Genomic DNA, 13,983 nt, shown 5'->3' on the forward strand with positions numbered 1-13,983 from the left:
CTTAGAAAAAGATCAGTTATAGAAACTGTGAACGACGAACTTAAAAACATCTGTCAGATTGAGCATTCAAGACATCGTTCATTCATCAACTTTATCGTAAATATCTTAGCTGGATTAGCAGCATACAGTTTCTTCCCTAAGAAACCTTCAATCAAATATCAAACGGTAAAAACTAACCAATTGTACGCTTTTTAATTATCGAATTCAGGTTATTAGAAAAGTATAGTTCTAATACCAATATCTTATCAGAAATTTCAATCCATGCGTAAACTTTGCTTATTTATTGCCTGCAGCTTAGACGGCTATATTGCAAAACCCAACGATGACCTAAGTTTTCTAAAATTAGTAGAAAAAAATGGCGAAGATTATGGTTACAATGACTTCATCGCCACCATCGACACTTTAATTATTGGACGTAAAACCTACGATTGGGTAAAGAATAATATAGGCACAACGCATTATGATAATGGTGATCGTGATGTATATGTGATTAGCAGGACTCCGCTGACCAATGTTGGCCGAACATTTTTCTATAGTGAAGATTTAAAAAATCTCATAGTCAGATTAAAATCTCAACCCGGCAAAAATATCTATTGTGATGGCGGTGCTGAAATAATTAATTCCTTGCTAAAGGAAGATTTGATTGATGAAATGACAATTTCAATCGTGCCAGTTTTACTTGGAGATGGCATACGATTATTTCAAGATAATAGACCTGAACAAAATTTAGAATTCATTAGTTCCAAGTCGTTCGATACAGGTCTAGTACAAATTCATTACAAGCGAAGATTGAGCAATTAGCGAATCAATAATTCACAATGAAAAGTTAATGACTTGAGGAAATTAGAAAATTAAAATTCTTTATTTGATCTGCACTAAAATTTTACAATTTAAGACAACCGTTTGATTATACGATTCTTAGCCACTTCTCCCCTTTCGCGTCAGTAGAACAAGTATTTTCTTGTAAAAAATGAATAAATTCACTTCATAACTATAACTTTTATGATTAGATTATTCAATACGGTTTGCTTAATTGTATTATTCCTAGCAAGTAGCAAAGCTCAACAATCCGAAAAAACAACATTTTTAATTCCTGTTGCAGGCAACTCTTTTGAAATTAGCTACAATAATGGTAAATCAGCTGTGCAGAAAAATAGTGTACAACTTTCTTCAAATTCTAAGAAAGTAAGTACATATTTTAAATTAGCTAATACAGGAAATTTAGTGGTGAAATTAACCGCTAAAACGCTTGATGAAGCCCCTTCCACAGTAGAAATTGCTGTTGGAAAGGAGAAAAGAAAAATTAAGATTGCATCAAAAGATTATCAAACCATTGATTTAGGAACGTATAATATTGCGCAAAGCGGTTATAAAAGTGTTGATTTTATTTCCTCGACAGGTAATGTTGATATTGAAGCTGTGCTTTTAGAAGGAGCTGCTACCACAAATGGTGTTATTTACTGCCGTGATGCTGATAACTTCTATTGGACACGCAGAGGTCCATCGTGCCACTTGGGGTACGGTCCACAGGTTGAAAACACAACCTATTACTACAATGAAATTTTGGTTTCAGAAGGTCAAGACATAATTGGGACTTATTTTATGGCAAATGGATTTAGTGAAGGCTATTTCGGTATTCAAGTGAACTCTGAAACGGAACGTCGAATTTTATTTTCAGTTTGGAGTCCTTTTCACACAGATGATCCTAATGCCATTCCTGAAGATCAAAAGATCAAACTCTTGAAAAAAGGTCAAAATGTCAACACCGGCGAATTTGGAAACGAAGGCTCAGGTGGTCAAAGTTTTAGACGTTATAATTGGAAATCTGGTGTGACCTACAAATTCTTATTAAAAGGAGAACCTGACGGAAAAGGAAATACAGATTATACAGCTTGGTTTTTTGCACCAGAAATAAACAAATGGGATTTAATTGCAAGTTTCAAGCGTCCTAAAACAAACACCTATTTGAAAGGTTTTCATAGCTTCTTAGAAAACTTCAACCCTAACCAAGGATATTTGACACGTCAGGTTGAATTCAAAAATCAATGGGTCTATAATGGCGAGTGGCACAAAATGGAACAAGCAAGATTAACAGTAGATGCCACCTACAGACAGGGTAATCGTGTTGATGCAACTGGAGGTAAAACATCGAATGGCTACTTCCTAAAAATGGGTGGTTTTTTTGACGAGGTTGAGCAACCTGCTACGATTTTCAAATTCGAAAATCAACAAGTAGCACCGTCAATTAATTTCGCTGAATTACCCTAGTTTAGCTTGTTTTAAAGTTGATACAAAGAGCAGATTTGATTCCAAATCTGCTCTTTTAGGTTATAAATATTACAGTAATTAGCTTATAATTGAATGTTTGGCCATGTGTTTTTGCTTACGGTTGAGAATTAGAAATACTATTTTCAAAAATAATCAACACAAAAAGAGCCATTTACAACAAAAATCGAATTTTTATTTGGCTATAATTTGCAATTACAACTAAAAAACCTACCTTTGCATCACTCCAAACAACGAAGGAAACTTCAAGAAAAAGAGTAAGATTCCGTAGCTCAGCTGGTAGAGCAATACACTTTTAATGTATGGGTCCTGGGTTCGAATCCCAGCGGGATCACCTCTTGGGACAAGTCTAAAAAAGAAAGACTTGTCCCATTTTTTTTGCCTTGTAACTTGTTGTTATTCTGATAGATAAGAGCAATCGCAGAATTTAGCCTCGGAGTTCGATGTTGTGTTCCGTCAAATTCCAAAAATTCGGGGAACATCGAACTCACTATAAGCCTTTTTTCCTCAATATCGCCGTTTTCATAGCGTCTATCAATGTTTGCAACCTTTTTTAAGGTAGAAGCTACCAAATCTTTTATCTCCGTTCCGACTACTGCCAAGTCGTTTAATCTTCTTTCCAAAACCTCTATCTTTCCTTTGGTCAATTTCTTTACTTCTTGGAAATCGTCATCTGCCATTTCTCCATCGGCATTTTTTAAAAGCGCATTTTGATAGCGTTTGTTCAACGCATCAATCTCACCTATGATATTTGCCCGTTCGGTATTTTGGGCTTTGGTTTTGTTATTGAAATCTTTTATAAAGGCTTCGATAAAAACATCGACCATGCCCTCTTTTGGCGACATATACCGTAACTGTTTTAAGAAAGCCTCATTGGCGGTTTCGGCTTTGAACCGTACTCCGCAGGAGGAAGTGCAATGATAGTAGTAATAGTAATTGCCCATCTTGCCTTTTGAGGCACATCCTGTGAGCATCCTATTACAATTAGGGTTAGGGCATTTAATAAACCCTCTAAGCGGTAGATTGTCCATAGCCACGATTTTAGGCTTTACAGCCCTCTTTCTCCCATCGAGAATATCCTGTACATCCGCAAACGTCTTTTCGCTGATTAATGGCTCATGCTGTCCTTTGACAGAATATCCCTTTTCCTCTTTGTAGGGAGGAATGAATATTTTGCCACAGTACAAGGGGTTTCGGACGGCTACCCAAAAGTTATTTTTGCTGAACTATGATACTCCCTATTTGTTGGACAACTTTTGCACTAATTTAAGATATAATTACGACACATTTTTGATTTGCTGATAGAACCTTTGATCGGGTGTTACCCGACCGATGGATTTATGCCGTCTTTCGGTATTATAGAAGTTTACATAATCCTTTACCTGTCTGTATAAATCAACCCCTCCGTTTGGTGGATTCAGGTATATCTTCTCCCTTTTGAGCGAGCCCCAGAACCGTTCGATATAGATATTGTCCAACGCCCTTCCCTTGCCGTCCATGGATATTTTCACCTCATGACTTTTGAGTGCTTCGATGAATACAGAGGAAGTGAACTGGGAGCCCTGGTCCGTATTGAAGATTTCCGGCTTGCCATGCCTGTGTATGGCATCCCGCATTACGTCCCGGCACCATTCGGCACTCATCGTATTGGAAACGTCCCATCCCATGGTCTTGCGGCTATAGACATCGATGATGGCAAACATGTACATAAACCCACGGAACATGGGGATGTAGGTGATGTCCGCCTGCCAGACCTGGTTTGCCCGGTCGATTTTCAGGTTCCTGAGCAGATAAGGGAATTTATAATCACCTTTGTTTGCCCTGCTGAGATTCTTTTTGGGATGGATAGCCTTCAGGTTCATGACCTTATACAAGCGCCTGATACGCTTTTCCCCAACAGCATACCCCAATACCCCAAGTCCATTTCAGGTACGCGGTCATCCGCTCAACGCCATAGAACGGACAGTCCAGGAATTTACGGTCAATCGCTTTCATCACCCGCTGGTTGTACAGGGATTCCCCTTTGGGCTTGAAATAATAACTGCTGCGCGGCAGCTCGATGACCCTGCATTGCTGGTAAACACTCAATTTCCTGTAGGGTGGGCAAACAAGCCTGCGCTTTTCCTCCAAACTCATTTGCCCAATACTTTTTTTAGGAAATCGACCTGTATCTGCAATTCCCCGATCTTCGAATAAAGCTCCTTCTCCTTGGATTCGTCTTTGGTTACCACATGATCCTTGCTGAATACCGATTCCGCATTATCCAGAAATTCCCGCTTCCACGTGTTGATCTGGGTGGGATGAACCTCGTATTTGGTTGCCAGCTCATGAACTGTCTGCTGTTCCTTGATCGCTTCGATGGCCACCTTCGCCTTGAAGCTTGCACTGAATTTTCTACGTTCCTTTTTCATTTTACAACTGCTAAGTTAAACATTTAAGCAGCTGTCCAATATTTGGGGAGTATTATATCTACTTCTATATCCACCCAATTGGACAGCCTTATACCTGCATCTAAAATATCTACGCTCACGCAGGGTATGTTTGTCGGAGCAGTATCGGACAACTTCGAGGAGCGCATCGAGCAGAAAATATTTCATGCTGAAATCGTGGTGGACAACGAAAAGGTTTCTGCAGAAACCAAAGCATACAAGAAAATACCGCAGATTTTATCATTCAGAGACGAAAAAGGAATGGACAATATGAAACAGGTCATTGAAGCCAATTACAGACATGTCAAAACGGATGTTGTACATATTGTGGAAAGCGAAATGGAACGGATTAAAAATGACCCCGATTTAAAGCATTTGGTACATGATCAATCTTAAAGTAATTTCTTAATAATTATACCTTCCTATTTTGAAAAGTTTTAAATTACAACAACTTAATAGTCTGTATATTCTTTTTTATCTAAATTTGTGATGTGAAAAAGATGTTTGCTATATTTTTTCTATCAATATACCTCTTTTCGGCAACTGAAGTGTCACAGTTGTTGAGATTCCCGTTATTGATAGAACATTATTTCGAACATAAACAAAAAACACCGGAAATGACGGTTGTCGAATTTCTGGCATTGCACTATAAAGGCAATCACTTAGAAAATCATCCACACGATGATGACTATGATCAGGATCAACAATTACCTTTCATGATGCATGGGTCTCCGATAAGTATTGTCTGTATTACCCCAAATCCCATCCCGATTGATATAAGCTCAAAGGTTAGACTTAATGACAATCATAAAATCATTATCCGCGACGACCTTTTCATAGACCGTATTTCACTTTCTTCTATTTGGCAGCCACCAAAATCCTGTTAATTTTTATTGGATTGATTTGTTGTTGATTTTGCTTTTTGCGAAAGGTATTCCCGTATGGAGTATTCTCTCCGTTTCTAAGCAGATCAACTGAAAAAGCTGTGGTCTCAGGTAGTATGATAAATTCATACTGTACCTGCTTTCCTTCTATTCCATTTAATCATTAACAGGATAAAATAATATGTTACATAAAATAATTGAGTTTTCCATCCGGAATAAACTCATCATAGGGCTATTTACCTTAGCTCTGGTTGGTTGGGGTGTATACGAAACCACCAAATTACCTATTGATGCCCAGCCAGATATTACCAATAATCAGGTACAGGTCATCACAGTGGCTCCATCATTGGGAGCAACAGACATTGAAAGATTGGTCACGTTTCCTATTGAACAAGCCAACAGCAATATCAATGGAATTACCGAGATCAGGAGTTTTTCGAGATTTGGCTTGTCGCTGGTCACGATTGTTTTTGATGATGAAACAGACGTCTATTGGGCAAGACAGCAGGTAGCCGAACGTCTTCAAAATGTACGCAATGAAATTCCCGAAGGAGTTGGAACACCCGAACTGGGGCCAATCTCCACCGGATTGGGGGAGATTTACCAATATGTCATCAGACCGAAAAAAGGCTATGAACAACAGTTTGACGCCACAGAACTGCGCACCATTCAGGACTGGATTGTCCGACGACAGTTATTAGGTGTACAAGGTGTTGCCGAAGTAAGCAGTTTCGGGGGAAAGCTGAAACAGTATGAAATAGCGGTCAATTCCAATAAACTCCAATCTCTCAATTTGACCATCAGTGATGTGTTCACCGCTTTGGAGAACAATAACCAAAATACAGGAGGCGCCTATATAGAGAAAGGCCCTACAGTGCTTTATATCCGAAGCGAGGGATTGATAGGCAACAAAGAAGATATAGAAAACATATCCGTTACCGCAACTTCGGACGGTATACCTGTTCTGCTGAAAGATGTTGCCGAGGTGAAAACTGGATATGCTACACGATACGGAGCTATGACCTACAACGATCAGGGAGAAGTATCGGGTGCAATAGTGATGATGTTAAAAGGCGCTAACAGCAATGAAGTCATCAAAAATGTAAAAGAACGGATTGAAATTATTCGCAAGACACTCCCCGAAGGTGTTGTATTAGAGCCGTTCTTAGACCGTACAAAAATGGTAAATAATGCGATCGGCACTATTGAAACCAATCTTGCAGAAGGTGCACTCATTGTGGTTTTCGTACTGGTGCTTTTCCTCGGTAATTTCAGGGCAGGACTTTTAGTGGCTTCGGTAATCCCTCTTGCGATGCTCTTTGCGATCATTATGATGAATTTGTTTGGTGTTAGCGGCAACCTGATGAGCTTGGGTGCATTGGATTTCGGACTGATCGTGGATGGAGCCGTTATTATTGTAGAGGCCGTACTATACCAGCTTCATTACGGTAAAAAATTTGCCGTGCTCAACAAAATATCCCAAAAAGAGATGAACAAGCAGGTAGGCTCTTCGGCTACAAAGATGGTGAATAGTGCTGTATTTGGTCAGATCATCATCCTGATCGTATATCTGCCCATTTTTTCATTGGAAGGTATTGAAGGAAAAATGTTTAAACCAATGGCACAAACTGTTGCCTTTGCCCTGATCGGAGCCTTTATCCTCTCTCTCACCTATATACCGATGATGAGTTCGCTTGTATTGAGCAAAAAAATAAAACACAAGCCCAATCTTTCGGACAGATTAATGGAACGGTTGGAAAAACTCCATCACATCACACTTGAAAAAGTATTGCATTTTCCAAAGACGATTATTTCAATTGTAGTAGCATGTTTTGCCGTAGCTGTCTTTATCTTATCCAATTTAGGTGGTGAATTCATTCCCGCACTGGAAGAAGGAGATTTTGCAGTGGACACAAGGGTATTGACCGGAAGTAATTTGCAGACCACTATTGACTATACCCAAAAAGCAGCCCATATCCTAAAAACACAGTATCCGGAGGTTGAAAAAGTAGTCACCAAAATCGGTAGCGGCGAAGTACCGACCGACCCGATGCCTATGGAGGCCAGTGATATGATGGTCATCCTTAAAGACAAAAAAGAATGGACTTCAGCAAAGACATTTCCTGAACTGGCCGAAAAAATGGGTAAATCCCTTGAAGCTGTACCGGGGATCAGTACAGGTTTTCAATATCCTGTTCAAATGCGTTTTAATGAATTGATGACGGGTGCAAGGCAGGATGTCGTCTGTAAGATATTTGGAGAAGATCTTGACAGCTTGGCCAGCTATGCCAATAAATTCGGAGAGATCATCAAAACAGTTGACGGTGCTCAAGACCTGTATATTGAACCGGTCACAGGATTGCCACAGGTCATCATCCGGTATAATCGTGCGAATATCGCACAGTATAATCTAAATATCACGGCGATAAACAAAATCGTCAATACTGCCTTTGCCGGACAGAGTACCGGAAAAGTTTATGAAGGTGAAAAGCGATTTGATCTGATCGTTCGATTGGATGAAAACCAACGCGAAAAATTGGAAGACATCCGAAATCTCCTTATTCCTATTGCCAATGGCAATCAAATACCATTATATCAATTGGCAGATGTTTCCATTCAGAATGGCCCTGCACAGATACAACGGGAAGATGCAAAAAGAAGGATTGTAGTAGGATTTAATGTGAGAGGACGGGATGTTCAGAGTATCGTTAACGAACTTCAATTAAAAGCAGACAAGCAATTGGCTTTTTCGCCTGGTTACTACGTTACCTATGGTGGTGCGTTTGAGAACCTAAATCAGGCCAAGGACAGACTGATGATAGCCGTTCCCGTATCGTTGATCCTGATATTTATACTATTATATTTCGCTTTTCATTCTTTCAAACAAAGTCTTCTGATATACAGTGCTATCCCTTTGTCTGCAATCGGTGGTATTTTCTTTTTGGCATTGAGAGGAATGCCGTTCAGCATTAGTGCAGGCGTTGGATTTATCGCACTGTTTGGTGTCGCTGTACTCAACGGTATTGTACTTATTGCTGAGTTTAACAGATTAAGACAGGCGGGTGAAACAGATTTGAGAACTATCGTTCTGAACGGAACACGTACACGTTTGCGTCCGGTATTAATGACAGCTTTTGTGGCATCATTAGGGTTTATGCCGATGGCGGTAAGCAATGGTGCTGGTGCTGAAGTACAACGTCCTTTGGCAACTGTTGTCATCGGAGGATTGATGATCGCAACATTCCTAACCTTATTTGTCTTACCTATCCTCTATATACTGTTTGATAAGATGAAGTTTCCCAAATTGAAATTCAATAAAAAAGGGGCTGCCATTGTTACTTTTATCTGTTTAAGCACTGCAACCTATGCTCAGCAAATATCACTGGAACAGGCTGTAGATATGGCAATAAAAAACAATTTATCCATAAAGAGCAAAACGCTCCTGTCCGAATATTACCAAAAACGTATTTCTACGGGCAGTAATATCCCACAAACAGCTATTACAGGCGAGTTTGGACAGATAAACAGTGCTGCAACTGATAATAAATTCGGCGTTTCACAGTCCATAAGTTTTCCAACTGTTTACAGTAACCAGAAAAATCTCCTCACAGAGGAATGGAATTCCTCTGTGATAACCGTCAACCTCAATAATATCCAAATAAAGAAAACGGTTACTGAACTGTTTTACTACATTTTGGTTTTGAGGGAAAAGGAAAAAATCCTGATCCAATCGGATAAAATGTATGCCCAGTTCTTGGAAATGGCAAATCTTAGCTTTGATAAAGGTGCAAGCAACCTTCTTGAAAAAACGGCAGCGGAAGTGCAACGGGAAAACATCGCCATTCAATTAAAATCCTTGCTGAAGGAAATCGAGCTGGCTAAGATCCAACTTCAATTGATGCTCAATGCGGAAGAACGGTACGAACCATTGGCAGACCGCATCATCATCGAAAACATTTTATTTGATCCATCAGTGGAAATGGACAGCCATCCTGCCATACAATTAGCTGCACAGGAAATCCAAAAAGCAAAGGCGAACGTAAAACTCGAAAAATCAAAACTACTACCCAACTTATCGATTGGGTATTTCAACCAAAGTTTTGCTGATCTGAACCGTAACCGGTTCAATTCTATAGAAATCGGTGTAGGTATCCCTATATTTTCCAAAGCCCAACGTTCACAGATTAAAGCAGAGGAACATCGCATCCTGTTTACAGAAAATGAACTGGCATACACAAAGGCCCAATGGAAAACCGATTATGAAATGGCTCTACAGCAGTTTCAGATACAGCAGGAAATCGTAGAAACCTATCGGCAAAAACAGCTTCCCGGATCAGAACAGATATTCAAAACCGCTCAGGAACAGTTTGCCAATGGAGAAATCAATTATCTGGATTGGGTTATGCTTAATAATCAAGCCATTCAGATACAAAGTGATTATTACACAGCCGTTATGCAGCTCAACCAAAGCATTATTAACATTCATTACTTCATTTCAAAATAGACAATAAATGAAATACATAGTCAGCATTTTTGTTATCCTCACTTTATTTAGTTGCGGTAACAAGGAGAATACAACAGAAGAAGCCGTTTCGCCGGATACAGAAAATATCCTGCAATTATCAGATGAACAATTGAAATCCTTTGCTCTCTCATCTGTTACCTTACAGAACAAAAACATCACCCAGACACTTAAAATAAACGGTAAGATCGATGTGCCGCCACAAAATCTGGTATCTGTCAGTAGTGCTTTGGGCGGTTATGTAAAATCCACCAAACTATTGCCCGGAATGCACTTTCGGAAAGGTGAAGTAATAGCAGTAATGGAAGACAACCAATATATCCAGTTACAGCAGGATTATCTTACTGCCAAAGCGCAATTACAGAATGCAGAAGCAGAATACCTCAGACAAAAGGATCTTAATAAGAGCAAGGCCAGCAGTGACAAAGTTTACCTTCAGGCTAAGTCAGATTACGAAACATTGCAGATCAGCAAACGGTCTTTGGAGCAAAAACTGAAACTTATACAGATCAATCCGGGGAGTGTTTCGGTTGGCAATATTCAACAGACAACAAATGTATATGCACCTTTTGATGGTTTTGTATCGCAAGTTTTTGTAAACGTAGGTAAATATGTTTCTCCATCTGATGTATTGTTTGAATTACTAAACCCTAATAATCTTCATCTCAATCTGAAAATATTTGAAAAAGACTGGGATAAAATTAAAATAGGTCAACCGCTAATTGCTTATACAAACAATAATCCGGGCAAAAAATATAACGGAGAAATATTCCTGATAGGCAAAAATATATCGGCAGATCGTGCGGTCGAGGTACAGGCTAGATTTAGGGAATTCGATGAAAAACTAATACCCGGAATGTATATGAACGCTGATATTGAAATACCTGAAACCAATGCTTTGACATTGCCTGAAGAATGTGTTCTTGCCTTTGAAGGTAAAAAATATGTGTTTGAGATACAGGATAAGAACAGATTTAAAATGATACCTGTACAAACCGGAAATTCAGGAGATGGCTGGATCGAGATCGTTAATAGTAATGAGTTAAACAATAAAAAAATTGCCCAAAAAGGTGCTTACACCTTACTCATGTCATTAAAAAATAAAGCGGAAGAATGATGCGAATAGTAATGTTTTATGTATCCATATTGTTCTCTTTGAGTGCTAAAGCACAGCCTTGGAAAAAGCCAGACACAATGAAAGTTGCCATAGACAGTAATGCCTACAAATTTTCATATAAAAAGCTGATTGTCCCTAGTGTACTGATTTCTTATGGCACGTTAAGTCTAGTGTCAGACAATTTGAAAGAAATAAACACGCACACCCGTCATGAGGTTAGAGAACATTTTATTGCAGGGGCAATTATAGACAATTACATGCAATACGCACCTGCTGTTGCTGTATATGGACTTAATATTGCCGGAATAAAAGGCAAACATAATTTTAAAGACAGAACAATAATCTATGCCACATCGCAGCTAATCACGTCAGCAATCGTATTGCCAACAAAACGAATAATCGGAGAAGAACGACCTAATGGTTCAAATAACCTATCGTTTCCATCGGGGCATACGGCAACAGCATTTTCATCTGCTCATTTTATGTTTAGAGAATACAAAGACAGTAATTTCTGGCTGGGAATATCCGGTTATCCAATTGCGGCAGCAACTGGAATTTATAGGGTGCTAAATGATAAACACTGGGTGGGCGACGTGGTTGCCGGAGTCGGAGTTGGCATATTGTCTACAGAGATTGCTTATTGGTTGTTTCCGACAATATCAAAATGGCTCTCACCAAATAACAGTAAAAATTCAATGGCGATAATGCCATTATATCAGTCAAAACAAATAGGATTAACAATTTTAAAAACATTCTAATTATGATAACACAAAACAAAAATAAATTTGCATTAATCCATCGTATTCTGCACTGGACAATAGCAGTATTAATGGGGATTTTGTTCGCAACTGGGTTCCTGCGAATGACTTGGATGAGCAAAAAATCAATTATTGATATAGTTTCTTCACAAATTCAAAATCAAAACATTTTTATTGAAAAACAACAAATAATTCCTATTGTAAAAGGTATTCAGTCACCTATGTGGAAATGGCATGAGTATGCGGCCTACATTATGTTTATTGCATTCATTTGTAGGATTATTTATATGGTTGTAAAAGGAATAAAATTTCCTAAGCCATTCACAAGAAACCAACCGCTGAATGAGCGCCTACAAGGTATTACCTACATTGTTTTTTATCTGTTTGTAGCGATTTCTATAGTTACAGGAGCCTATCTTCAATGGGGAAATGGAACGTATAAAGAACCAATGGAAGCTATTCATAAATGGGCTATATATTGGTTTCCGTTATTTATAGTCATGCATTTTGGTGGGATTGTATTAGGCGAATTGTCTAAGAAAAAAGGAATTACCTCAAAGATGATTGGAGGAAACTAATAACCAATTTACTTAAACACAAGAATCATGGAATTGGAAAAACACTATGTTACCAAAGCAGGCTGGCTCAGGGCTGCAGTATTAGGCGCCAATGATGGTATATTGTCTACTGCAAGTATAATAGTCGGTGTGGCAGCCGCCAGTGAAATTAGAGAAACAATCATTTTAGCTGCTTTAGCAGGAGCCATTGCCGGGGCTATGTCTATGGCTGCAGGTGAATATGTATCAGTGAGTTCACAATCTGATATAGAGAAAGCGGATATTGAAAGGGAAAAGCGAGAACTGATAGAAATGCCAGAAATTGAGCTTATCGAACTTGCTAAAATATACGAAAAAAGAGGTCTGAACAAAAAACTGTCTATGGAGGTTGCCAAACAATTGACTGAACACGATGCTTTAGGAACCCACGCAAGGGATGAACTGGGAATTAATGAAATTACAGAAGCAAAGCCATTTCAAGCGGCTTTTGCTTCATTTGCATCATTTATATTAGGATCGGCTCTACCGTTTCTCGTGACATTATTAGTACCAGTTCCAACAATGATTTATACACAATATATATGTACAATATTGTTCTTAATTCTATTGGGAATAGTCACTGCAAAAACCGGTGGTTCAAATATCTTTAAAGCAGTATTAAGAATATGTTTATGGGGGACAGGCGCAATGGTTGCATCCGCATTAGTGGGACATATATTTGGGGTTCAGGTGGCATAAAAAACAAACCCAATAAGAATTTGACTTTGCACATAAACATAGTACTAATTAGTTGACTTGTTACATCTTAATAAAAATGAGCGGATCTACGAATAAAAAAATAGAGAAGATAGCAATATATGTTGAATCACTTTTCAAATCATATACGAACCCCAAGCTTTGCTATCATAATTTAAATCATACCAGGCTAGTTGTAAAACATGCATCGGAAATGGCAGACTTCTATCATTTAAACGAAGAAGATCGATTTGTTTTATTGGTTGCGGCTTGGTTTCATGATACTGGACATTTAATTGGAGCAAATGAAGGACATGAAATAAGAAGTACCTTTATTATGGAACATTTTCTTTGTAAGCTTAAAATTAATTTCAAGACTATTGACAGAGTAAGAGAAACGATTATCGCCACAGAAGCAAACAGGAAACCAAGAAGCTTGATTGAAGAAATCATAAAGGATTCAGATGTCTATCATCTAGGTACAAGTGATTTTATTGAAATGGATTGCCTTGTTTGGAAAGAAATTGAAAATATTTCTACAGAGCCCACTTTAGACAAGTTAGAAAGAACATTGGATTTTCTAAAAAAGCATTGCTTTTATACAACGTACTGTAATACTAAGTTGCATAATGGGAAAAATAAAAATGTAGTTTGTATAGAAAATAAAATGAAAGCCCTATAAAAACTAATGACAT

At 38.5% G+C, this 13,983-nt stretch carries 13 protein-coding genes, 1 tRNA gene and 2 pseudogenes; 12 read left to right on the forward strand and 4 right to left on the reverse strand.

The window, feature by feature from the left end:
• The 4 genes from FLS47_RS15405 to FLS47_RS15420 form a co-directional block, all read left to right on the forward strand.
• Window positions 1-195, forward strand: a 195-nt coding sequence (locus FLS47_RS15405) for a transposase (protein WP_149915234.1), incomplete at its 5' end; no start/stop codon positions are given.
• Between the two features lie 66 nt (window positions 196-261).
• Window positions 262-801, forward strand: coding sequence for a dihydrofolate reductase family protein (locus FLS47_RS15410; protein ID WP_149915235.1), 540 nt, complete (start codon window positions 262-264; stop codon window positions 799-801).
• A 201-nt stretch (window positions 802-1,002) separates the two neighbouring features.
• Window positions 1,003-2,268 (forward strand): DUF3472 domain-containing protein, encoded by a 1,266-nt coding sequence (locus tag FLS47_RS15415; RefSeq protein WP_149915236.1) that lies wholly within the window; start codon window positions 1,003-1,005, stop codon window positions 2,266-2,268.
• A gap of 279 nt (window positions 2,269-2,547) precedes the next feature.
• A tRNA-Lys gene (locus FLS47_RS15420) sits at window positions 2,548-2,620 on the forward strand.
• A gap of 739 nt (window positions 2,621-3,359) precedes the next feature.
• Here FLS47_RS15420 and FLS47_RS18655 read toward each other — a convergent pair.
• The 4 genes and pseudogenes from FLS47_RS18655 to FLS47_RS15440 all read right to left on the reverse strand — a co-directional run.
• Window positions 3,360-3,500, reverse strand: a pseudogene (locus FLS47_RS18655) (recombinase family protein); the annotation flags it as partial.
• 63 nt (window positions 3,501-3,563) lie between these two features.
• Window positions 3,564-4,148 carry an IS3 family transposase gene (locus FLS47_RS15430; protein WP_149915237.1) on the reverse strand — a complete coding sequence of 195 codons (585 nt, stop codon included), beginning with the start codon at window positions 4,146-4,148 and terminating at the stop codon, window positions 3,564-3,566.
• Window positions 4,149-4,152: 4 nt separating this feature from the next.
• A complete protein-coding gene (locus FLS47_RS15435; protein WP_149915238.1) occupies window positions 4,153-4,422 on the reverse strand; it encodes a hypothetical protein in 270 nt (89 codons plus the stop codon).
• Window positions 4,419-4,697: a transposase gene (locus tag FLS47_RS15440; RefSeq protein WP_149915239.1), complete on the reverse strand. Its 279-nt coding sequence runs from the start codon at window positions 4,695-4,697 to the stop codon at window positions 4,419-4,421. The genes FLS47_RS15435 and FLS47_RS15440 overlap by 4 nt, the downstream gene beginning before the upstream one ends.
• Window positions 4,698-4,754: 57 nt before the next feature.
• Between FLS47_RS15440 and FLS47_RS15445 the strand changes: the two are divergent.
• From FLS47_RS15445 to FLS47_RS15480, 8 genes and pseudogenes are all read left to right on the forward strand, one after another.
• A pseudogene (locus tag FLS47_RS15445) lies at window positions 4,755-5,111 on the forward strand (conjugal transfer protein TraG); the annotation flags it as partial.
• A 161-nt stretch (window positions 5,112-5,272) separates the two neighbouring features.
• A complete protein-coding gene (locus FLS47_RS15450; RefSeq protein WP_149915240.1) occupies window positions 5,273-5,602 on the forward strand; it encodes a hypothetical protein in 330 nt (109 codons plus the stop codon).
• A gap of 178 nt (window positions 5,603-5,780) precedes the next feature.
• A complete protein-coding gene (locus tag FLS47_RS15455) occupies window positions 5,781-10,103 on the forward strand; it encodes a CusA/CzcA family heavy metal efflux RND transporter (RefSeq protein WP_149915241.1) in 4,323 nt (1,440 codons plus the stop codon).
• Window positions 10,104-10,110: 7 nt separating this feature from the next.
• Window positions 10,111-11,238 carry an efflux RND transporter periplasmic adaptor subunit gene (locus tag FLS47_RS15460; protein WP_149915242.1) on the forward strand — a complete coding sequence of 376 codons (1,128 nt, stop codon included), beginning with the start codon at window positions 10,111-10,113 and terminating at the stop codon, window positions 11,236-11,238.
• Complete coding sequence (locus FLS47_RS15465; protein ID WP_149915243.1) at window positions 11,235-11,996, forward strand: phosphatase PAP2 family protein; 762 nt, start codon at window positions 11,235-11,237, stop codon at window positions 11,994-11,996. The genes FLS47_RS15460 and FLS47_RS15465 overlap by 4 nt, the downstream gene beginning before the upstream one ends.
• Before the next feature lie 2 nt (window positions 11,997-11,998).
• Window positions 11,999-12,574: a cytochrome b/b6 domain-containing protein gene (locus FLS47_RS15470; protein ID WP_149915244.1), complete on the forward strand. Its 576-nt coding sequence runs from the start codon at window positions 11,999-12,001 to the stop codon at window positions 12,572-12,574.
• Between the two features lie 27 nt (window positions 12,575-12,601).
• The gene (locus FLS47_RS15475) at window positions 12,602-13,291 is read left to right on the forward strand and encodes a VIT1/CCC1 transporter family protein (protein WP_149915245.1); all 690 of its coding nucleotides are present in this window, start codon (window positions 12,602-12,604) and stop codon (window positions 13,289-13,291) included.
• 76 nt (window positions 13,292-13,367) lie between these two features.
• Window positions 13,368-13,970, forward strand: a complete 603-nt coding sequence (locus FLS47_RS15480; protein ID WP_149915246.1) for an HD domain-containing protein — start codon at window positions 13,368-13,370, stop codon at window positions 13,968-13,970.
• Window positions 13,971-13,983 lie beyond the last annotated feature (13 nt).

It is taken from the genome of Sphingobacterium cavernae, from assembly GCF_008520265.1.
In the GTDB taxonomy this organism is placed as follows: Bacteria; Bacteroidota; Bacteroidia; order Sphingobacteriales; family Sphingobacteriaceae; genus Sphingobacterium; species Sphingobacterium cavernae.